Below are 20,595 nucleotides of genomic sequence, written 5' to 3' on the forward strand. Positions count from 1 at the left end.
GAGACCCGAAAGGTAGGCAGGTATGAGCACCGTAGAGCTCACCAAGGACAACTTCGACGAGATCGTCAGCGGGAACGAATTCGTCCTGATCGACTTCTGGGCTTCGTGGTGCGGTCCCTGCCGTCAGTTCGGCCCGGTCTTCGAGGCCGCCTCCGAGCGGCACCAGGACCTGGTCTTCGCGAAGGTGGACACCGAGGCCCAGCAGGAGCTGGCCGCCGCCTTCGAGATCCAGTCGATTCCGACGCTGATGATCGTCCGTGACAACGTGGCGATCTTCGCGCAGCCGGGTGCCCTGCCGGAGGCCGCCCTGGAGGACGTCATCGGGCAGGCACGCCGGCTGGACATGGACGAGGTCCGCAAGTCGGTGGAGGCCGCTCAGCAGCAGTGACCCCGTGACGCCGAAGGGTCGAGAGGGGTACGGGAGAGCCTCCCGTACCCCTCTCGCGTACGTGCGCGGGCGGACGTGCGCGGGGTCAGCGCTCCAGGACCAGTGCCAGGCCCTGGCCCACGCCGATGCAGAGCGCCGCGAGGCCCGTGCCCGAGCCGGCCGCGGCGAGCTGGTGCGCCACGGATCCGGCGAGCCGGGCGCCCGAGGCGCCCAGCGGGTGGCCGATGGCGACGGCGCCGCCGCGCGGGTTCACGATCTCGGGATCGAGTTCCGGCCATTCGGCGAGGCAGCCGAGGGCCTGGGCCGCGAAGGCCTCGTTGAGCTCGAAGGCCGTGAGGTCGCCGAAGGAACGTCCCGCCTTCTCCAGGGCCCGCCGGACCGCCGCGACCGGGCCGAGGCCGAAGAGCTGGGGCTCGATACCGGTGACGGCCGACGTGCGGATGCGGGCGAGCGGCTCGCGGCCCGTCTCGCGCAGTCCGTCCTCGTCCACCAGGAGCAGGGCCGCCGCGCCGTCGTTGAGTGGGGAGGAGTTGCCCGCCGTGACCGTGCCGCCCGTGGGGCGGAAGGAGGGCTTGAGCTTGGCGAGCGCCTCCATGGAGGTCGTGTCGCGGATGCACTCGTCCCGGGTCAGGTCCACGCCCGCGTACGGGACGACCTCGTCGTCGTACAGCCCCTTCGCCCACGCCTCGGCCGCCTTGCGGTGGCTGGCGAGCGCGAAGGTGTCCTGCTGGTCGCGGGTGAGGCCGTGCTTGTCGGCGACGAGCTCCGCGCCCTCGCCGAGGGAGACCGTCCACTCGGCCGGCATCCTAGGGTTGGTCATGCGCCAGCCGAGGGTCGTCGAGTGGAGCTGCTGGTGACCGGCGGGAAAGGCCCGCTCCGGCTTCTGCAGGACCCACGGGGCGCGGGACATGGACTCGACGCCGCCGGCGATGGCGACGGAGGCGTCGCCGAGCGCGATGGCGCGGGCCGCCTGGATGACGGCCTCCATGCCGGAGCCGCAGAGGCGGTTGACGGTGACGCCGGGGACGCTGACGGGGAGTCCGGCGAGCAGGACGGCCATCCTGGCCACGTCGCGGTTGTCCTCGCCCGCGCCGTTGGCGTCGCCGAAGTAGACGTCGTCGACGCGGGCCGGGTCGAGCGCGGGCGAGCGGTCGACGAGGGACCGCACCACGTGGGCGGCGAGGTCGTCCGGGCGCACCCCGGCGAGCGCGCCTCCGAACTTCCCGATCGGTGTGCGGACGGCGTCGACGATGTAGACGTCGCGGATGCTCATCGGTTCTCTCCCACGTGACCTTCGGAACGACTCTGTTCGCCTGGTGCGGAGACGTTCGTCTCCGGGCGTGCGCCGCCGAGTCTGTGCCCGTCGCCGCACGGTGTCAACGGGCCTCTTCCGGCCGGACGGGAGCCGGCCCGCGCGGGAGAGTGCCAGGTCAGCCGCGAGGACGGGGCCGCCCTGGGAGCGCGCCGCGTCAGCCGCGCGCCGCCGGGCGGACGAGGGCCGTGAGGCCGTAGTCGAGTTCGCGGCCGTCGACGAGCAGGGCCTCGACCGTCTGCGTCTCCGGGTCGACGTCGGCGACGATGCCGTGTCCCTCGTAGATCGGATAGCCGGAGGAGCCGCGCCGCCCGGTGGCCTCGACGACGGCCGTACGGACGGCGCTGTCCTCCACGGACGCGCCGCCGCGGTCCTCGACGTGCTCGGGCACCAGCAGGATCTCGAAGCGCTTCGGAACTGTGCTCATGCACCGACGCTAAGCGCTCAACTGGACTCCCGCCGGACGACCCGCGAGTCGAGGAGGCGGCGGGAGCGGGGCTGGACGTCCGTGTCCCGCACGGCCCGGTCGACCAGCTCGGCCAGCTCGCGGCCGAGGACCATGTCGATGTGGACGGTGCTCAGGCGCGGCCGCAGCAGCCGGCCGAGGAGCAGGTCGTCGGCACCGACGACGGCGGTCTCCTCCGGTACGGAGATCCCGGCGTCCTGGAGCGCCCGCATCAGGAGCATCGCGTACTCGTCGTTGTAGGCGAACACGGCGTCGAGCCCGAGCTCGCGCCACCGTCCGGCCAGTTCGCCCGCGGACTCCTCGTCGTACCGCAGGGGCAGGGGTACGACGGTGACACCTGCTGCGCCGGCGGTGCCGGCCTCCGCGGTGCCGGCGGCCTCGGCCGCGCGCCGGGCGCCTTCGAGCCGGGGTCCCGAGAACATCCCGAGGCCCGGTTCCTCCGGGACGACGACGCCGATCCGGCGCCGGCCGCTCTCGATCAGGTGGGCGGCGGCGACCTCGCCGATCCGGCCCTGGTCCATGGCCAGGGAGTGGGTGCCCGGGACCTGCTGCGTGCCGAGCGTGATCACGGCACGGGCCCCGGAGCGCTTGAGGAGCTCGACCGCCTGCTCGGTGAGCTCGACCTCACCGAGGGAGACCACGGCGACCGGCCGCAGCTCGGCCCAGGCGCGGGCCGCCTCGTCGGGCTTCAGGCCGACGCTGCCGTACTGCACCACCGTGTAGTCGAGGCGCCGCAGCTCCCACTGGAGATCGTTGAAGAACTGGCTGTAGAGCGGTCCGACCGGGATGTGCGCGCTCGGCAGCAGCACCATCCGGCTGTGGCCGGCGCGCAGGCTGCGGGCCGCCGCGTGGGGGACGTATCCCAGCTCCTCGGCCGCCTCGCGCACCCGGCGCCGGGTGGGCTCGCTGATCCGGACGGCCGAGGTGTTGTTCAGCACGTACGAGACGGTGGCCCGCGAGACGCCCGCGAGGCGCGCGACGTCGGCACTGGTGGGGACCGCCTGGCCGGTGGGGCGTTCGGGGGTCTGTTCGGTTGAGTGGCTCATCGCTCCGGCATCTTTCCAGAACAATCCGGCACAGGGTCTGGCGGATGGCCGGATTTGAGTGCTACACAGTGCTCACACGTGTCACTGACACGTGTAACTCTACCGCTCATTCCGCTCCTCGCCCCCTCATCGGGCGATCTCTCCCAGGAGGGCACTGTGGCCCTTTCCTCCTCCGGAACCGGCTCCGGAACCGGCATCGGCACCGGCACCGGCGGCGCCGAATCCGGCACGGCCGGCCCCGACTCCCCCGCGACCGGCAGGCCGACGCGGGGCCTGCTGCCGCTGCTCCTCGCCGGGAACTCGGCGATGTACACCCTGTACATCGGCGTCGGCGGGATGCTCCTCGCGCTCCAGATCGAGGACATCGACCCTGCGAACAAGGTGGCGAACTTCGGCCTCGTCGCCGGTATATCCGCGATCTTCGCGACCGTCTTCAACCCGGTCGCGGGCGCGCTCTCGGACCGGTCCGGACGGCGCAACCCGTGGATCCTGGGCGGCGGTCTGCTCGCCCTGCCGGTGATGCTGCTCCTCGGCAGCGTCGACACGATCCTGCTGGTCACGATCGCCTGGTGTCTCGGCCAGGCCGTCATGAACATCTACCAGGCGGCGATCACCTCCGTGGTGCCCGACCGGATCCCGATGGACGCGCGCGGCAAGGCCTCGGCGGCCGTGGGCCTCGGTCTGCCGATCGGCTCGACGATCGGCGCCCTCGTCGGCGCTGCCTTCTCCGAGAACTACCGCACCGGCTACCTCGTCTTCGGCGCGATCGTCGCCGGCACCGCCGTGCTGTTCAGCGCCTGCGCCCGCGAGCAGCGCATGCCCCCGAAGGCTCCTCTGCCGGTCAGGCAGCAGATCGCGGCCTTCGGCAGCGCACTCAAGGACCACGACTTCCGATGGGCCTTCATCGGCCGGGCTCTGCTGGTCCTCGGCTACTTCGCCGTGGCCGGATTCCAGCTGTACATCCTCAAGGACCACACCGAGCTGCCCGCCGGGCTCTCCGCCGAGGAGGCCGTGGCCATCCTCATGCCGCTCAACTCGGTCGCGATGGTGGTCTCGACCGTGCTCGGCGGCTGGCTGTCCGACCGCTACGACCGCCGCAAGCTCTTCGTCGGCGCCTCGGCCGCACTCGCCGCCGTGGCCCTGGTCATCCCGGCCGTCTCGACCAGCTGGACCGCGATGCTCGCCTTCTCGGTCGTCAACGGTCTCGGCTTCGGCTGCTACATGGCCGTCGACACCGCGCTGGTGACGATGGTGCTGCCCAAGGCCGAGGACGCGGCCCGCGACATGGGCGTGCTCAACATCGCCAACGCCGGACCGCAGGTCATCGCCCCGTTCGTCGCCTCGCTCGTCGTCTCGCTGAGCGGTGGCGGATACACGGCCCTGTTCGTCGTGGCGGCCGTACTGTCGGTGCTCGGCGCGCTCGCCGTGCGCCCCATCCGCGGCGTGCGCTGACCGACGATCGGTGCCGCCCGGGGGTGTCCGGCGGATCAGGGCGTGCCGACGCCCCTGATCCGCGGGGCGCCCCCGTACCCGTCGCACCACTCGGAGAGGCAGCACCGTGCGCCTGCACACCACCACATGGGGATCCGGTGACCGGACAGCCCTGCTCGTCCACGGCCTCATGGCCGACCACCGCACCTGGCGGCGGGTCGGACCGGCCCTCGCCTCGCGGGGCTACCGGGTCGTGGCCGTGGACCTGCGGGGGCACGGGGCGAGCGCCCGGGCGGCGGGACCCGGGGAGTACCGGCCCGAGGACTACGCCGACGACCTCGTCGAGAGCCTACCCGCCGGAGCCGAACTGGCCGTCGGGCACTCGCTCGGCGGGCTCGCCCTGGCGCGGGCCGTGGAGCGGCTCGCGCCGGCGCGCGCGGTGTACTCGGATCCCGCCTGGCATCTGAAGTGCGGTCCCGACGGGTACGTGCCGGAGCTCTTCGTCCGGGCCAAGTCCTTCTCCCGGGACCTCGTGAGGGGGTTCAACCCGCGGTGGTCGGACGAGGATCTCGACACCGAGTTGGCGTCGGTACGCGTCTGGGACGAGCGGTCGGCTTACGGCCTGGCCGACGTCACCGGTACGGACATGTGGCCGGCCCGGCCCGCCGTTCCGTCCCTGGTCACGCTCGCCGATCCGAGCGTGCTGATCTCGCCCGAGGACGCCGCGATGCTGGAGGGTCGCGGCTTCACCGTCCGTACCGTCGCGGGCGCCGGTCACACGATCCACCGGGACGACCTCGACGGGTTCATGTCCGCGCTGGACGGCTGGATCTGACGTACCGTTGATCCATGGACGAAGCGTCGATGGACTCCTCGATGGTGGGCCTGCTGGGCCGGGTGACCGGCGTGATCGGGCCCGGCCTCGTCGGCGAGGTGATCGTCCGGATCCGGGGCGGGGCCGAGCACTTCCTCGCCTACCCCGCGTCGCCGAAGGAGCGGATCGAGACCGGGACGGTGGTGATGGTCATGGAACATCTCCCTCCACGCACCGTCTATGTCACAGCCGCGTACGACAGTTGACCGAACCGTTGAGTGGCGCCCGTCACGGGCGCACACTCCCTTCACCGGATCCGCACGGCTCCGGTGAAGGGGGAACTGCCCATGGGCATCGGCATTCTGGCGGGCGTCGTCGTCGGCGCCTTCGCTCTTCTGATCGTCGTGTTCAAGATGATGTGGCGGGTCGCGGAGCCCAACGAGGCGCTGATCATCTCCGGTTCCAACCACAAGAACGAGGGCCTCGGCGCGGGGATGGGGTTCCGGATCGTCACCGGTCGCGGCACCCTCGTGATGCCCGGCGTCCAGGCGGTGCGCAAGCTCTCGCTCGACCTCAACGAGACGCAGCTGTCCGTCGAGTGCGTCACCCACCAGGGCATTCCGCTCAAGGTCCGCGGTGTGGTGATCTTCAAGGTGGGTGACGACTTCGTGTCGATCGCCAACGCCGCCCGCCGGTTCCTCGACCAGCAGAAGCTGATGTCGGAGCGGGTGCACATCGTCTTCGCCGGTCATCTTCGCGCCATCGTCGGCGGGTTGACCGTGGAGGACATGATCCGTGACCGGGAGAAGCTGACCGGGCAGGCGCGTTCGGCCTGTGGCACGGAGATGGAGAAGCTCGGTCTGATCGTCGACTCGCTGCAGATCCACGAGATCGAGGACCCGACCGGCTACATCAAGAACCTGGCCGCCCCGCACGCCGCCGCCGTCCAGCGGGACGCGCGGATCGCGCAGGCGGAGGCGAACCGGCGGGCGACCGAGGCCGAGCAGCAGGCCGCGGCGCGCATGTCGGAGGCGACCCGGGACAGCGAGATCCTCCAGGCGGGCTACCAGGCCGAGCGGGACCAGGCCTCGGCCCGGGCCCGGCAGGCCGGACCGCTGGCCGACGCGGCCTCGCGCCAGGAGGTCGTGGTCCAGGAGACCCGGGTGGCCGAGCTGGAGGGCCACCGCAAGGAGCAGCAGCTCCAGGCGGAGGTCCGCAAGCCGGCCGACGCCATGGCGTACGAGACCCGGACGCTGGCCGCGGCCGAGCGTGACGCCCGGATCTCGGCGGCCGAGGCCGACGCGAAGGAGACCGAGCTGGCGAGCGCGGCCAAGGCGACGGCGACCCGGCTCACCGGTGAGGCGGAGGCGGCGGCGCAGCACGCGAAGGGGCTCGCCGTCGCCGAGGCGACGCGGGCGAAGGGTCTGGCGGAGGCCGAGTCGATCAAGGCCCGTGCGGCGGCACTCGCCGAGAACCAGGAGGCCGTCGTCGCCCAGCAGCTGGCGGAGAAGTGGCCGGAGATCGTGTCGGCCGGCGCGTCCGCCTTCGGGAACGTCGACCAGATGGTGCTGCTGAACGGCGCCGACGGGATGGCGGACGTCTTCGCCAAGGCCCTGACCATGGGCGGGACCGGGCTCGGTCTGGCCCGGCAGCTGCTCGCCACGATGAACCCGGGGGCGCCGGAGCACCTGGGCAAGGTGCCGCCGGCTCCGCGGCCGGAGGAGAGCGTGGAGATCACGGTCGGCGACGGGGAGTAGTCGACGGGGTAGCCGCGGTGCGGCCGGCAGGGTGAGGCCGACGCGGCGAGTGAGGTGCGCGGGTCGGCCGGCGCGGTCGGCCCGCGCGACGGGCCCGGTGCCGTTTCGGCGCCGGGCCCGTTGGTGCGATCCCCTGGCCTGGGGGTGGAGGCCGGGCGTCCTTGCGCCTCGGTCTCACGCATGGCCTGGCGCATGTGCGCCTCTCGGCCGCACGCGTGGCCCGGCCTGGCCTCGGTGGCCCTTCGGCGTCAGCCGCGCGTCGGCGTCGGCTGCGGCCGGGGCCGGGGCCGGGGCCTCAGTTGTGGCCGAACTTCCGCTCCTTGCGGTGGGACGCGTGCTCCACGAGCGGCATCTGCGGCTCTCTCGTGGGGGTTGCCGCGGTCTTCTCCTTCGCGGCCGCCTCGGTGCGGTGCTCGTGGCCTCCGGTACGGGCGCCTCGGTTGGTCCGGGTCTGTTTCTTGCCCACGATCGTGCCTCCCATGAAGGGGTCTCGGACCTGTGGTCCGTATGCCCTCAGCCTCGCACGGGAGGACGAAAGCCGCATGTCAGACGGTTCTGTCGAAGACCCGGGCGAAGGCGGCGAGCGTCGGTGTGCCGGAGGAGCGGTCCAGGACGGCGAAGACGATCTCCTCGAAGTGGCCGGCGAACCGGCCCTCGCCCATGAGCAGTGCCCGGAAGGCGCCCGCGACCACCGCCGGGTCGTTCCTGAACACCCCACAGCCCCAGGCTCCGAGCACGAGCCGCCGGTAGCCGGCCGCGGCCGCCGTCTCCAGGACCCGCTCGGCGCGGGCGGCCAGGGCCGCCGGGAGCTGTCCGGCCCGTTCGGGGGTGCGGCGGCGGACGACGCCCGCGTTGGGTGCGGGCGAGGTGAGGAAACCGACCGTGAACGGCTCGTCGAGCAGCGCGCCGCGTTCGTCGCGGAAGACCGGGACGCGGGGCGAGTGGATCACCCGGTCGGTGTAGAACACGTCCGGGTCCGCGCGGTGGTGGGCGTAGTAGTCGGGGGCGCGCAGCAGTGTCGCGTGGAGGGCGGAGGCCCGGCAGAGCGCCTCCTCCTGGGCCTGGGCGCCGTTGAGGTAGCCGCCGCCGGGGTTGCGGGCGGAGGCGAAGTTCAGGACGGCGACCGGGCGGGCGGGGTCGGCGGAGACCATCCGGCGCGCGGCGGCCAGGCTGCTCTCCCCCGTGACGTCCAGGGTGGCCGTGCGATCGGTGCTCGGGGTGACGGGGACGGGTTCGGGGCCGTGGAGGCGGGTTCCGGCCAGGGCTGCGGTCAGGTCTTCCGTGAGGGAGACGGTCCGGCCGTCGGGGGCCTGGTACCGGCCCGCGGCCACGATCTCCTCGGTCCGCCGCGCGATCTCGCGCAGTCGTGCGCTCATGACCGCCAGCATGATCGTTTCCCCTGGGCGGGGACAACGGATTTTCCGGGGTTTCCGCCGCCGGGGGAAGTTTCGGTCCAACGGGGGCACAGGGGGCGCGTGCGATCGCTGTGGGGCGCTCTTGCACGCGGGTCGGCAGTGGCTTTAGGTGGAAGCAGCGGCATCCGGGGCCAGCCCTTCCGGGCCTGTCCGGTGGATCAGGAGGTGCACGGATGGCAGCAGGTGTCACACCGCGTGGCGGCCCCGCACTCACCGAGTCGGAGGCGGAGGAACTACTGCGCGGCATCTGTTTCAAGACAGGTCCACCCCGCACGGTGGGGGCGGAGCTGGAGTGGCTCGTCCATGATCTGCGCGACCCGCGTCTGCCCGTACGGCCGCCGAGGCTGGCCGCCGCGCTCGACACCGTACGGTCCCTGCCGCTGGTCTCGTCGCTCACCTTCGAACCGGGCGGTCAGCTGGAGCTCAGTTCGCGTCCGGCCGGATCGCTCATGGAGTGTCTCGACTCGCTCGCCGCCGATCTGCGTGCGGTGCGGGAGGCGCTCGGACCGCTCGGTCTCACCCTGAACGGTTACGGGGTGGACCCCTGGCACGCGCCGCGCGGCCGGGTGCTCCACGAGCCGCGGTACGACGCCATGGAGATCGCACTCGACCGCACGGGACCGGCCGGCCGGGCGATGATGTGCGACTCGGCCTCCGTGCAGGTGTGCCTCGACGCCGGTCTCGACGAGCCGGGTCCGCTCGGCTATCACCGGCGCTGGCGGCTGGCCCATGTCCTCGGCGCGGTGCTCGTCGCGGTCTTCGCCAACTCCCCGCAGCACGGCGGCCGTCGGACCGGCTGGCGCTCGACGCGGCAGGCGCTGTGGACGGAGCTCGACCCGCGGCGGGCCCTCGCGCCCCTGGCGGACGGTAAGCCCCGCGACGAGTGGACCGCGCACGTCCTGGACACCCCGGTGATGTGCGTACGGGCTGCCGAGGGACCGTGGGCGGTACCGGAGGGGCTGACCTTCCGCGAGTGGCTGCGCACCGGTCTCCCCCGCCCCGCGGGCCTCGACGACCTGAACTACCACGTGACGACGCTCTTCCCGCCGGTCCGGCCGCGCGGCCATCTGGAGCTGCGGATGATCGACGCGCAGCCCGGCCCGGACGGCTGGATGGTGCCGGTGGCCGTGACGACGGCCGTCTTCGAGGACCCGGAGGCGGCCGAGGCCGTGCACCGGGCGGTCGAACCCCTCGCGGAGCGGGCCGGGCCGGGGCCGGCGCCGCGCAATCCGCTGTGGCTGGCGGCGGCGCGGGACGGCCTCGCCGACCCCGGGCTGCACTCCGCCGCCCGCGCGGTCTTCTCGGCTGCCCTCGACGCACTGCCCCGGATCGGGGCGAGCGAGAAGGTACGGCGGGCCGTCGCCGCCTTCCAGGAGCGGTACGTGATCCCTGGGGGCTGCCCCGCCGACGAGCTGCAGGTGGTGACGTCATGACCGGGACGACGGATCGCGCTCCGGGGATCGATCCGGAGGCACTGCGCGCGCGGGCCCTGGACGCCCTGACGCTCGCGCGCGAGCGCACGGCCCTCCTCACGTCCTGCGTCGAGGACGACGAACTCACGGCCCAGCACTCGCCGTTGATGTCGCCACTGGTCTGGGACCTGGCGCACATCGGCAACCAGGAGGAGCAGTGGCTGTGGCGGGCCGTCGCGGGGCGGGACGCGCTGCGCCCGGAGATCGACTCCCTCTACGACGCCTTCGAACACCCGCGCGCCTCCCGCCCCTCGCTGCCGCTGCTCCCGCCGGGCGAGGCCCGCGCCTACGCGGCGGACGTGCGCCTGCGGATCCTCGACGTGCTGGAGAGCGCCCCACTGGAGGGGCGGCCGCTGCTCGACGACGGCTTCGCCTTCGGCATGATCGCCCAGCACGAACAGCAGCACGACGAGACCATGCTGATCACTCATCAGCTGCGCAAGGGACCGGCGGCACTCACCGCTCCCCCACCGCCGGTCTCGCGCTCCGGTCCGCTCCCTCCCGAAGTCCTCGTCCCCGGCGGCCCGTTCACGATGGGCACCTCGGACGAGCCGTGGGCCCTCGACAACGAGCGTCCCGCCCACGCCCGGATCGTTCCGGCGTTCTTCGTCGACACCACCCCCGTCACGAACGGCGCCTATCTCGCCTTCATGGCGGACGGCGGCTACACGGACCGGCGCTGGTGGCGGCCCGAGGGCTGGGCCCAGATCCGGGAGCACGGCATCGGGGCGCCGCTCTTCTGGAGCCGGGACGGCGGACAGTGGCTGCGCCGCCGCTTCGGGGTGACCGAGCCCGTACCCCTGGACGAGCCGGTCCTGCACGTGAGCTGGTACGAGGCGGACGCCTGCGCGCGCTGGGCCGGACGCCGGCTCCCCACCGAGGCCGAGTGGGAGAAGGCCGCCCGGTACGACCCGGTCTCGGGACGCTCGCGCCGCTACCCCTGGGGCGACGCCGATCCCGGCCCCGAGCACGCGAACCTCGGGCAGCGGCACCTGCGCCCGGCGGCCGCGGGCAGCTACCCGGAGGGCGCATCGCCGCTCGGGGTGAGGCAGTTGATCGGTGACGTGTGGGAGTGGACGGCGAGCGACTTCCTGCCGTACCCGGGCTTCACGGCCTTCCCGTACAAGGAGTACTCGGAGGTCTTCTTCGGACCGGAGCACAAGGTCCTGCGGGGCGGGTCGTTCGCGGTGGACCCGGTCGCCTGCCGGGGCACCTTCCGCAACTGGGACCTGCCCGTGCGGCGCCAGATCTTCTCGGGCTTCCGTACGGCGCGGACCGCGGAGCTCGACTGATGTGCCGTCATCTCGCGTACGTGGGCGGGCCTGTGACGCTGGGTGAGCTGCTGGTCCGGCCGGAGCACGCCCTGCTGCGCCAGTCCTGGGAGCCTCGTCACCAGACGAGCGGTGTCGTGAACGCCGACGGCTTCGGGGTGGGCTGGTACGCGGAGGGCGATCCGGTGCCCGCGCGGTACCGGCGGGCGGGACCCATCTGGAGCGACCTCTCCTTCGCGGACCTCGCCCGGGTGGTCCGCACCGGGGCGCTGCTCGCGGCGGTACGGGGCGCCACCTCGCCCGGCGCCGACGGGGAGGCCGCGGCGGCTCCGTTCACCGCCGGCCCCTGGCTGTTCAGCCACAACGGCGCCGTCAGCGGCTGGCCCGGCTCCCTGGCCGCCACGGCCGGCGCGCTCCCGGCCGAGGCGCTGCTGGGTCTTGAGGCGCGCAGCGACTCGGCGCTGATCTGGGCGCTCGTCCTGCACCGGCTGCGGGCCGGGGACGCACCGGGGACGGCCCTCGCCGACACGGTCCGGGAGGTCGCCGGGGCGGCGCCCGGCTCCTCGCTGAACCTGCTGCTCACCGACGGCACCACCGTCACCGCGGCGGCCTGGGGGAACAGCCACTGGTACCTGACGGGCCCCGACCGTGTGGTCGTGGCCTCCGAACCGTACGACGACGATCCACGGTGGCGCGAGGTCCCCGAGCACACGCTCGTGACCGCCGACCGCGGCGACGTCACCCTCACCCCGCTCAAGGAGCCGTCCGCGTGAGCCCGTTCCAGCTGACCCGTACCCTCGCCCCCGACGCCGCGGGCGCCGATCTGCGCACCGACGTCCTGCACGGGCTGACCCGCTCCCCCAAGACGCTGCCGCCGAAGTGGTTCTACGACGCCCGGGGCAGCGAGCTGTTCGAGGAGATCACCCGGCTGCCCGAGTACTACCCGACCCGGGCCGAGCGGGAGATCCTGATCGCCCGGGCGCCGGAGATCGCCGCGGCCACCGGGGCCAGGACCCTGGTCGAGCTGGGCTCGGGCTCCTCCGAGAAGACCCGGTTCCTGATCGACGCGCTCCTTCCCGGTCTGGACAGCTATGTACCCGTGGACGTGAGCGAGTCCGCGCTGACCGGGGCGGCCGAGTCCCTGCTCGCGGACCGGCCGGAGCTGAGCGTGCACGCCCTGGTCGCCGACTTCACCCGGGGGCTCGCGCTGCCGGGGACACCCGGCCCGCGCCTGGTCGCGTTCCTCGGCGGCACGATCGGCAATCTGCTCCCCTCCGAGCGGCGGACCTTCCTGCGCTCGGTCCGGGCGATGCTCACCCCGGGCGACGCGCTGCTGCTCGGCACGGACCTGGTGAAGGACGAGCAGACGCTCGTCGCCGCCTACGACGACGCGGCCGGGGTGACGGCCGCGTTCAACAAGAACGTGCTGTCCGTGATCGACCGGGAGCTCGGCGCCGACGCGGATCCGGGCGACTTCGACCACGTGGCGCTCTGGGACCGGGACCGCGAGTGGATCGAGATGCGGCTGCGCGCGCGGCACTCCCTCACGGTGAAGATCCCCGAACTGGATCTCGTGGTGCCCTTCGCGGCGGGCGAGGAGGTACGGACGGAGGTGTCGGCGAAGTTCCGTCAGGCGGGGGTGCGGGACGAGCTGGCGGAGGCGGGGCTCGATCTCTCCCGCTGGTGGACGGACGACGAGGGCAGGTTCGCCCTCTCGCTCGCGACGGCCCGCTGAGCGACGACGAGGGGAGCGGAAGCGCGCGGAGCGGCGCGACGGAGGACGGCGCGCTGAGGGACGGCACGCTGAGGGGCGGCGGTCCCGGCCTCCGCGACGGCCCGCTGGGCCGCGGCGGCCAGGGAGCGGCGGTCCGGGTGGCGGGCAGCCGGTATCGGTTCCAGCAGCCGTACGTCGGCGGTGACCCCGCGGGTGGCGACGAGCCGCCACAGGGAGGCGCCCAACGGGTCGTCCCCGACGTAGGCGGCGGCATCGGTGGGCCGGTAGTCGATCCGTACGGGCTGGACGTCGGCCCCGCCGTCCAGCGCGGCCTGGAAGGCGGCCGGCCGGAAGCGGCCCCCGGCCCGTCCGCACCAGGTCGACCCCTCGGGGAAGACGATCACCCGGCCGCCGCCCGCGAGCACCGCGGCCATCGCGCGTACGGTGCCGGGCAGGGCCCTGAGCCGGTCCCGGTCGATGAAGAGGGTCCCCCCGAGCACGGCGAGCGCGCCGAGGACCGGCCACTGCCGTACCTCGGTCTTGGCGACCATCCGGCCGGGGAGGACGGCCGCGAGAAGCGGGATGTCCAGCCAGGAGACGTGGTTGGCGACGACGAGGAGCGGCCGTCCGGCAGGGGCGGGGAGCCCGGAGAAGCGGGCGCGCACGCCGAAGGCGCGGACGACGGCCCGTACCCAGTACCGGACGAGGGCGAGCCGTGCCGGCGCCGGCAGGACCCGGGCGGCCGGTACGCACAGGACGCCGAGGAGGACCGTGACGATCCCGGCGGCCAGCCGCGCCGCGGCCAGGGCGGCGCCCGCCGCGCGGGCCGTGCTGCCGGCGCCCGGGTCCGGGTGGGCGGCGCAGCGGGCAGGGGTGCAGGGGGCCGTGGGGAGCCACGGCGAGAGTGCCGTGGTGCCGGTCACGGGGCGGGGACGAGCGACAGGAAGTGGTTGAGGTAGCGCGGGTTGGTGCGGCGCAGGGAGAGCAGGACGTACAGGTCGGCGACGCCGAAGTCGGGGTCGTGGGCGGGGGCGCCGCAGACCCAGGCCCCGAGGCGGAGGTAGCCGCGCAGCAGGGGCGGGAGTTCGGTGCGGCCTTCGGGGCGGGCGACGCCGTCGGCGTTCCAGAGCCTGTGCGGGGTGACCCAGTACTCCTCGGGGGCGAGGTGCTTGGCCTTGACGGCGTCCCAGGTGGCGGCGGCGAGGGTGCCGCCGTCGGCGAGGGGGATCGAACAGCAGCCGGCGAGCCAGTTGTGGCCGGTCCGGGTCATGTAGCGGGCGAGCCCGGCCCAGATGAGGGAGATGACGGCGCCGTTGCGGTGGGCGGGGTGCACGCAGGACCGGCCGACCTCCACGAGGTCGTGGCGGACGGGGGCGAGCCGGGTGAGGTCGAACTCGCTCTCGGAGTAGAGGCGGCCGGCGACGGCGGCCCGCTCGGGCGGCAGGATCCGGTAGGTGCCGACGACGTCGCCGGTGGCCTCGTCCCGTACGAGCAGGTGGTCGCAGTATGCGTCGAAGGCGTCGGAGTCGAGGCCGGGTTCGGGTCCGTCGAGCCGGGCGCCCAGTTCGCCGGCGAAGACCTGGTGGCGCAGCCGCTGGGCGGCTCGTACGTCCTCCTGGTCACGGGCGAGGCCGACCACGTACCGGGGTGCGGGCTGCTCGGCGCGGGCCTGGGGCTGGGCGGGGACGGATCCCGTTCCGGCGGGAACGGACCCGGTGGTGAGGGCCCCGGTGGTGAGGGCCCCGGTCCCGGCGGGGACGGCGAGCGTGGGCGACGGTGCGGTCATGTCGGGCTCCTCCGGCGGACGGAAGGGGAAGGGGCGGGACCGGGCCGCGTGAGCGGTGGCCCGGCTCCCTACTTCTTCCGTCACCGGCTGGATTCGACATGACCGTCCGGGGGCTCGCGGATGTGCGAACGCTGAATGCTATTCGGCGAGCGTGTCCGAGATCTCCGCCGAGGCCTTCTCGGCGGCCTCCTTCGGGTCCTCGCCCTGGAGGACGGCCGTCATGTACGGCTTGATGGGGTTGTCGGCCTCGACGTTCGCCCACTGCGGGGAGTTGGGAGTGGCCCGGCCGCGTGCGGCGGCCGCCGCCATGACGGCGGTCGCCTCCTGGCCGGAGACGACGGAGGCGAGCCCCTTCTTGTTGGGCACGTATCCCATGGCGCGGGCGAGTTCGGTCTGCCACTTCTCGCCGGCGAGCGCCTTGACGACGTCCAGGGCGGCGCCGCGCTGGGGCGCGTTCTCCGGGATGATGAGGTCGGAGCCGCCGGTGAAGACGACGCAGGGCCGGTCGGCCTTCTTGCCGGGTATCGCGAAGTAGCCGAGCTTGTCCTTGAGGGCCGGGTTGGCCTTGAGGATCGACGCGACGGCGCTGGGCGTGGCGATGATCTGGGCGACGTCGCCCTTGGCGAAGACGTCGGCCTGCGGAGGGTTCTGCTCGTCGGCGTTCTTGGGGCCGGTGCCGAGGGACTGGAGCTTCTTGTAGAAGTCCATGCCGCGCAGGGCCGCGGGGCTGCCGAGGGCGCCGGTCCACTCGCCGCCCTTGTCGACGGCGAGTTCGCCGCCCTCGTCCCAGATGAAGCCGGAGAGGGTGTACCAGTCCTGGCCTGCGAGGTAGATGCCCTGGGCGCCGCCGCGGTTGAGCTTCTCGGTGTCGGCGAGCCATTCGGCCTGGGTGACCGGGGGCTTGTCGATCCCGGCGTCCTGGAACAGGTCCTTGTTGTAGATGACGATGCGGTTGGCCGCGTACCAGGGGATGCCGTACTGGGAACCGTTGATGCTGCCCGGCTCGGCGAGACCCGGGAGCCAGTCCTCGCTGCCGAGGTCGCGGACGGACTCCAGGGTGAGGTCGTAGAGCTTCTCGGTGTCGGCGTACTGGGCGACCTGGGTGTTGCCGACCTCGATCACGTCGGGTCCGCCGGAGCCCTCGATGGCCTCGGTGACCTTCTTCCCGATGCCGGTCCAGTCCTGGATCGTGATGTCGAGCTCGACCCCGTCGTGCTCTTCCTCGTAGGCCTCGGTGAAACGCGTGAGGAAGTCCTCGCTGGCGCTGTCCCGCATGAGCCAGATGCTGACGGTCTTCGTCTGGCCCCCGCCCGGCAGCATCCCGCACCCGGTGAGCGCGAGCGCGGTGGCGACTGCCAAGGGGCAGGCGAGATGGCGGTTCTTCACGTAGGTCACCTTCTGCTGTTCTGCACAGGTTCGTGCGGCATTGGGGGCTGACCCGACGTGGGGGGACCGAACGGGGTGTTCGCGCGGGTATGTGGCCTGGATTCTGGTCTGGACCAACGAAGTGGTCAAGTCCTTGACCATCTCGTTCCGGCCTCCGGACGGGAGGTCTTGATCCTTACCCTCGGTAATCGGCCGCGCGTCGTACGGAGGCCGTCCTGTCGCGCGGCGACGCGGCCTGGGGCACGGTGGAGGGACGCACCGAGAGGAGTTCGGCCCCCATGTCGAATCACACGTACCGCGTCACCGAGATCGTCGGGACCTCCACCGAAGGCGTCGACGAAGCCATCCGCAACGGCATCAACCGCGCCTCCCAGACGCTGCGCGGCCTCGACTGGTTCGAGGTCACGCAGGTCCGCGGCCACATCGTCGACGGCGCCATCGAGCATTACCAGGTCGGGCTGAAGGTCGGCTTCCGTCTGGAGGACGAGACGACCTGACCGGGGGCCGGAACCCGGCCCGGGGCCATGCCGCCCTGGGCCAGATCCGGCGTCAGGCCCGGGCATCAGGACCGGAATCGGGTCACGGCCGGCCCGGGCATCAGAACCGGCATCGGGTCACGGCCGGCCCGGCCGTCAGCACCGGGATCAGGTCCGGCCCTCCTTCTCCTGGGCGTCCGTCAGCGCCTCCGACGGAGTCGCCCAGCCCGCGCGCACGACGCGGAACCCCGCCGCCTCCGCCGCGTCGCACACCAGCGCGTCGTCGTCGACGAGCATCCGGACCTCGCGGTCGGCGGCCAGCCGCCGCAGGACCTCCACCTTGGTCACCCGGGCCGGGCGGAAGTCGCGGTTGCTCCGCATGTGGATCCGCCCCTCCGGCAGGCCCTGCGCGGCCAGCCAGGCCAGGGTGGCCCGGCGGCACCGCTCCGGCCGCCCGGTCAGATAGACCACCTCGCACTCCTCCGCCGCCTTCCGGCACAGCGCGACGCCCTCCTCCAGCGGCGGATCGTCGGGCGCCGCCGCGAAGAAGCCGTCCCAGTTCTTGGGCCGGCCCTCCAGGAAGTGCTGGCGATGGGCGGTCGCGGAGAGGGTGTTGTCCAGGTCGAAGACGGCCAGCGGCCGGTTGTCGCGTGTCACGCCCCCAGCGTAGGAGCCGGGAGGGCCAGGAGGAGCGGCGAGCTCAGCCTGGCGTCCGGGTGCATCCGCAGCAGCTGGTGCACCACCCCGGACAGTCCCGGGAGCAGCCCCGGTGCGAACGCCTCCTTCGCGAGGCCGCCGACCGGACCGCGCTGCTCGATGCCGGTGAGCAGCTCCGCGTCGGCCTGCGCGGCGGACGGGCCCTCGTATCCCTTCAGGCCGCGCAGGCGGTGGAGGAGCTCCCGGAGTCCGAGGTCGCCGTGGCAGAGGGTGTGGCTCCAGCCGAAGCCCTCCCGCAGGCCCGCCGGTCCCGAGCGGAGCGCGGTGTCCAGATGGCGGGGGTCGCCGGTGCGCCCGTGGAGATCGACGGCGGCCAGGCCGATGCCCGTACTGCCGTGACACCACGCGGTCGGATGGTCGACCTCTCCTCCGACCCGCGCGTCGGCCCAGGCCCGTACCTCCGGCGCGTACAAGGACTCTTCGAAGTCATGCGCCAGAGCGCCGAGTTCGTACCATCGGCGCCGGTCGGCCGCGCTCCCGGCGGCGGAGAGGGCGAGCCTGGTCAGCGCCCAGCCGGCGCCGGTGGCGCCGTGGGCGAATCCGCCGATGCCCTCCGGGAACATCACGGTGGACCACCGTGCTCCGCGGTCGTCGACGACCGCGGTCCCTTCCAGCCGCCGCCCGGCCTCGGCGGCGACGTCCATCCACCTTTCCTCGTCGGTGAGTTCGGCGAGGTCGAGCAGGGGGACGATCACCCCGGCCACGCCACCGAGCACGTCGAGCGCCCGGTCCTCGGCGATGGCCTCCGGGGTCAGCAGCGCGGCCCTGGCGCGGGCGCGGTCGAGCGGTCCCGGCGTCCCGAGGACACGGTGGAGGGCCGCCCAGGTCCACACCTGCGAGGCGATCCCGGTGAACCCGCCGAGCCGGCTGGTCGGCATGGTGTCCTCGGTGGCGGCCAGCACCTCCAGGGTGCCGGCCAGTACCGGCTCGACGTCGGCCACCGGGTCGGCCCGGCCCGCCCGCTGCTCCCGCAGGTACTCGGCGAGGGCGAGGGCGACGCCGCCCTGGCCGGTGTAGAGGTCCGCGCCCAGCGGGCGGACCGCCCAGCCGTAGTCCGTCAGTACGGGACTGATCCAGGTCGCCGTGGCGTCGCTGCCGCGCACGGCCGCCGCGCAGATCGTGTCCACGGCCGCGGCCGCCAGGGAGCGGCGGCGCCGGTCCAGGTCCTCGGCGCCCGGCGACCGGGCAGGCGTCCGCACGCGGTCCGGGAGCTGCCGCTCGTTCAGGTAGGCACCGACCAGCGCGCTGCGGATGGTGTCGCGCTCGCGGGTGAGGTCCGTCTGCCGCCAGTCGGTCAGGAAGGCGGCGAGCCGCTGTCCGTCCACCCGTTCGCCGAACACGGGGACGTCACCGATCAGCAGGTCCGCGATCTCCGCGTCGATCACCGCGGGTTCGCGGGGTGCGCCCGGGGCGGCGAGGGCGTTGCGGTGGAGGATGTCCCGGGCCCGCGCCAGGGCGGCTTCGGGGTCGTGCAGCGAGGCCGGGTGCCAGAGCATCCGGCCGATGTCCGTGTACGTCTGTGTGGGCCGTCGGATCCTGCGGACCCGGCAGCCGTCGAACACCGTCATCAGTGCGCCGAGTTCACCGTCGGCGTCGAGTTTCGCGAGCGCCACGGTGAGCCTGTCGAATCCGGTGAGCACCTGGTCCCAGTGACGGATCAGCACCGGCTCGGGGCTGGGGTGGTTGCCGGCCGGCGGCAGGTCCACCACACCGATCTCCATGCGGGCGGTGTCGAGTCCTCCGTCCGCGATGACGGGGACACGGATCTGCGGCTGCTGTCCGGGCAGTCCGCCCGCGGCCGAGAGGTCCACGCCGGCGAGGGCGTAGCCGTCGGTGCGGAGCGGCAGGATGCCGGTGCGCAGCACCGTGTTGCGGATCGTCCGGGCCGCCTGGTCGACGGCGTCGCCGCGCCCGCTCGGCGGAACCTCGACATCGGGGGTGAACAGCGCCTCGGCGTCGACCACGGCGGGCACGGGGCCGTGGGCCACCAGGTTCTCGGCGTGCAGGTCGGTCCCGCCGAGGAGTCGCATCACCGCGAGCCATCCGCCCAGGGCTCGGTAGAAGCGGGCGAGTTCCGCCTCGTCCCGGCAGTAGTGGTGACCGAGGTGTTCGGCCCAGCCGTAGCCTTCGCGGACCACGACCCTCGGCACCCCCAGGTCCTCGGCGCCGGGGACGGCGGCGACGAAGGAGCGCAGCGCCGCGTCCACCTCCGTCGGCCGCGGCTTGTACATGACGCTGCCCGTCTCGAAGAGCACCCGGGCGACCGCGCGCCCTCCGTGGTGCGTGTCCCCGCGGGCGAGCTCCAGGCCGCGCAGGGGGCCCGGGTCCTCGCCGAGCAGGCCGGCGACGGCCTCCCGGTCCGCGGCGAGCCGTGCGCCCAGTTCCAGCGCGCCCTCGATCAGGAGGCGCCCGGCGGCGAAGGCCCGGTCGAGCAGCGCCGGGTAGCGCCGGTGCAGGGTCTCGGTGAACGCGGGGGCGGAGGCGTGCCGGAGGAAGGAGTCCCAGCGGGCGGCCGAGTCCGCTCCGGGCAGTTCGCCGGCCAGGGCGGCGGCCCGCAGCTCCAGCAGGAGCACCCGGTTGAGCCGGAGCTGCAGCGTGCGGCCGAGGGCCTCGCGCGCCGCCTCGCGCAGTACCGCCCGCTCGTCGGCGGCCAGCCCGGCGACCTCCGGGATCCGGTCGTCCAGCTCCGCGAACAGCGGGCCTGCGAAGGTGTTCACCGGTGCGGCGAACCATCCCTCGGGCGGCGCTCCGTCGGCCGGGCCGGCCGCTGCCACCGGTTCCCCCATGCTGCATCCTCTCCTGGCGCCTGGTGCGCGTGATCTGGCCTGCGGTGGTGACGCGGGCCGGGGAGCCCGTGCGGGCTCCCCGGGTGTCGCGTGCGGTGCTGTGCCGTACGGCGGTTCGTCAGCAGCAGTAGCTGTGCCACGAACCGGTACAGCTGCTGCACCCGGTGAGCAGCGCCTCGGTGGCATCGGTCAGCGCGGCCTCTCCGGCCGCGCCGCCGACGTAGAGCGGTCCGGCCGGGTTGTCGGCGCCGAAGGCCGTCTCGGCGCCCTGGAGCCAGGCGGTGACGATCGCGTCGGTACGGGTGGCGGAAATGACGGGCATGCGTTTCCTCCTACGAGCCTGGATTGCGCGGAGCTA

The 20,595-nt window shown here is 73.3% G+C and carries 21 protein-coding genes; 10 read left to right on the plus strand and 11 right to left on the minus strand.

Annotated features, from left to right (window positions below):
- Positions 1-22 precede the first annotated feature (22 nt).
- Positions 23-388, plus strand: a complete 366-nt coding sequence (trxA, locus tag DEJ46_RS04055; RefSeq protein WP_150264205.1) for a thioredoxin — start codon at positions 23-25, stop codon at positions 386-388.
- A gap of 85 nt (positions 389-473) precedes the next feature.
- On the opposite strand, the gene DEJ46_RS04060 is transcribed toward trxA, so the two are convergent.
- From DEJ46_RS04060 to DEJ46_RS04070, 3 genes are all read right to left on the minus strand, one after another.
- On the minus strand, positions 474-1,661 hold the full coding sequence (locus tag DEJ46_RS04060) for a thiolase family protein (protein WP_150264206.1): 1,188 nt from the start codon (positions 1,659-1,661) through the stop codon (positions 474-476).
- A 196-nt stretch (positions 1,662-1,857) separates the two neighbouring features.
- Positions 1,858-2,127 (minus strand): hypothetical protein, encoded by a 270-nt coding sequence (locus DEJ46_RS04065; protein WP_150264207.1) that lies wholly within the window; start codon positions 2,125-2,127, stop codon positions 1,858-1,860.
- A gap of 17 nt (positions 2,128-2,144) precedes the next feature.
- Positions 2,145-3,212, minus strand: a complete 1,068-nt coding sequence (locus DEJ46_RS04070; RefSeq protein WP_150264208.1) for a LacI family DNA-binding transcriptional regulator — start codon at positions 3,210-3,212, stop codon at positions 2,145-2,147.
- A gap of 156 nt (positions 3,213-3,368) precedes the next feature.
- Here DEJ46_RS04070 and DEJ46_RS04075 point away from each other — a divergent pair, with 156 nt between their 5' ends.
- The 4 genes from DEJ46_RS04075 (at position 3,369) to DEJ46_RS04090 (ending at position 7,214) form a co-directional block, all read left to right on the plus strand.
- The gene (locus DEJ46_RS04075) at positions 3,369-4,664 is read left to right on the plus strand and encodes an MFS transporter (RefSeq protein WP_223834492.1); all 1,296 of its coding nucleotides are present in this window, start codon (positions 3,369-3,371) and stop codon (positions 4,662-4,664) included.
- 106 nt (positions 4,665-4,770) lie between these two features.
- On the plus strand, positions 4,771-5,478 hold the full coding sequence (locus DEJ46_RS04080; RefSeq protein ID WP_150264209.1) for an alpha/beta fold hydrolase: 708 nt from the start codon (positions 4,771-4,773) through the stop codon (positions 5,476-5,478).
- Between the two features lie 14 nt (positions 5,479-5,492).
- Positions 5,493-5,723: a hypothetical protein gene (locus DEJ46_RS04085; protein WP_141294039.1), complete on the plus strand. Its 231-nt coding sequence runs from the start codon at positions 5,493-5,495 to the stop codon at positions 5,721-5,723.
- 81 nt (positions 5,724-5,804) lie between these two features.
- On the plus strand, positions 5,805-7,214 hold the full coding sequence (locus tag DEJ46_RS04090) for a flotillin family protein (protein WP_150264210.1): 1,410 nt from the start codon (positions 5,805-5,807) through the stop codon (positions 7,212-7,214).
- Between the two features lie 295 nt (positions 7,215-7,509).
- Here DEJ46_RS04090 and DEJ46_RS04095 read toward each other — a convergent pair whose 3' ends face one another.
- Together DEJ46_RS04095 and DEJ46_RS04100 are read right to left on the minus strand one after the other, a co-directional pair.
- Positions 7,510-7,680: a hypothetical protein gene (locus DEJ46_RS04095; protein ID WP_223834493.1), complete on the minus strand. Its 171-nt coding sequence runs from the start codon at positions 7,678-7,680 to the stop codon at positions 7,510-7,512.
- 79 nt (positions 7,681-7,759) lie between these two features.
- A complete protein-coding gene (locus DEJ46_RS04100; protein WP_150264211.1) occupies positions 7,760-8,590 on the minus strand; it encodes a TIGR02452 family protein in 831 nt (276 codons plus the stop codon).
- A 212-nt stretch (positions 8,591-8,802) separates the two neighbouring features.
- Here DEJ46_RS04100 and egtA point away from each other — a divergent pair, with 212 nt between their 5' ends.
- Genes egtA through egtD form a run of 4 tightly spaced genes read left to right on the plus strand, consistent with a single transcriptional unit; the run spans position 8,803 to position 13,107 of the window.
- Complete coding sequence (egtA, locus tag DEJ46_RS04105; protein WP_150264212.1) at positions 8,803-10,062, plus strand: ergothioneine biosynthesis glutamate--cysteine ligase EgtA; 1,260 nt, start codon at positions 8,803-8,805, stop codon at positions 10,060-10,062.
- On the plus strand, positions 10,059-11,393 hold the full coding sequence (gene egtB, locus DEJ46_RS04110; RefSeq protein WP_150264213.1) for an ergothioneine biosynthesis protein EgtB: 1,335 nt from the start codon (positions 10,059-10,061) through the stop codon (positions 11,391-11,393). Before egtA ends, egtB begins: the two co-directional genes overlap by 4 nt.
- On the plus strand, positions 11,393-12,145 hold the full coding sequence (egtC, locus tag DEJ46_RS04115; RefSeq protein WP_150264214.1) for an ergothioneine biosynthesis protein EgtC: 753 nt from the start codon (positions 11,393-11,395) through the stop codon (positions 12,143-12,145). The genes egtB and egtC overlap by 1 nt, the downstream gene beginning before the upstream one ends.
- On the plus strand, positions 12,142-13,107 hold the full coding sequence (gene egtD, locus DEJ46_RS04120; RefSeq protein ID WP_150264215.1) for an L-histidine N(alpha)-methyltransferase: 966 nt from the start codon (positions 12,142-12,144) through the stop codon (positions 13,105-13,107). The genes egtC and egtD overlap by 4 nt, the downstream gene beginning before the upstream one ends.
- Here the strand turns inward: egtD and DEJ46_RS04125 are convergent.
- From DEJ46_RS04125 to DEJ46_RS04135, 3 genes are all read right to left on the minus strand, one after another.
- Complete coding sequence (locus DEJ46_RS04125) at positions 13,002-14,009, minus strand: lysophospholipid acyltransferase family protein (protein ID WP_150264216.1); 1,008 nt, start codon at positions 14,007-14,009, stop codon at positions 13,002-13,004. The genes egtD and DEJ46_RS04125 overlap by 106 nt on opposite strands.
- Positions 14,006-14,872, minus strand: coding sequence for a GNAT family N-acetyltransferase (locus tag DEJ46_RS04130; protein ID WP_150264217.1), 867 nt, complete (start codon positions 14,870-14,872; stop codon positions 14,006-14,008). The genes DEJ46_RS04125 and DEJ46_RS04130 overlap by 4 nt, the downstream gene beginning before the upstream one ends.
- Positions 14,873-15,010: 138 nt before the next feature.
- Complete coding sequence (locus DEJ46_RS04135) at positions 15,011-16,258, minus strand: extracellular solute-binding protein (protein ID WP_150264218.1); 1,248 nt, start codon at positions 16,256-16,258, stop codon at positions 15,011-15,013.
- A gap of 278 nt (positions 16,259-16,536) precedes the next feature.
- On the opposite strand from DEJ46_RS04135, the gene DEJ46_RS04140 reads away from it, so the two are divergent.
- Positions 16,537-16,755 carry a dodecin gene (locus DEJ46_RS04140; RefSeq protein ID WP_150264219.1) on the plus strand — a complete coding sequence of 73 codons (219 nt, stop codon included), beginning with the start codon at positions 16,537-16,539 and terminating at the stop codon, positions 16,753-16,755.
- Positions 16,756-16,902: 147 nt separating this feature from the next.
- Here the strand turns inward: DEJ46_RS04140 and DEJ46_RS04145 are convergent, their stop codons facing one another.
- The 3 genes from DEJ46_RS04145 to DEJ46_RS04155 form a co-directional block, all read right to left on the minus strand.
- On the minus strand, positions 16,903-17,391 hold the full coding sequence (locus DEJ46_RS04145) for a hypothetical protein (protein ID WP_150264220.1): 489 nt from the start codon (positions 17,389-17,391) through the stop codon (positions 16,903-16,905).
- Complete coding sequence (locus DEJ46_RS04150; protein ID WP_150264221.1) at positions 17,388-20,237, minus strand: type 2 lanthipeptide synthetase LanM family protein; 2,850 nt, start codon at positions 20,235-20,237, stop codon at positions 17,388-17,390. The genes DEJ46_RS04145 and DEJ46_RS04150 overlap by 4 nt, the downstream gene beginning before the upstream one ends.
- 118 nt (positions 20,238-20,355) lie before the next feature.
- Positions 20,356-20,559 carry a DUF6229 family protein gene (locus DEJ46_RS04155; RefSeq protein ID WP_055639995.1) on the minus strand — a complete coding sequence of 68 codons (204 nt, stop codon included), beginning with the start codon at positions 20,557-20,559 and terminating at the stop codon, positions 20,356-20,358.
- Between the last annotated feature and the right edge of the window lie 36 nt (positions 20,560-20,595).

This window comes from Streptomyces venezuelae (assembly GCF_008642375.1).
GTDB lineage: Bacteria > Actinomycetota > Actinomycetes > Streptomycetales > Streptomycetaceae > Streptomyces > Streptomyces venezuelae_G.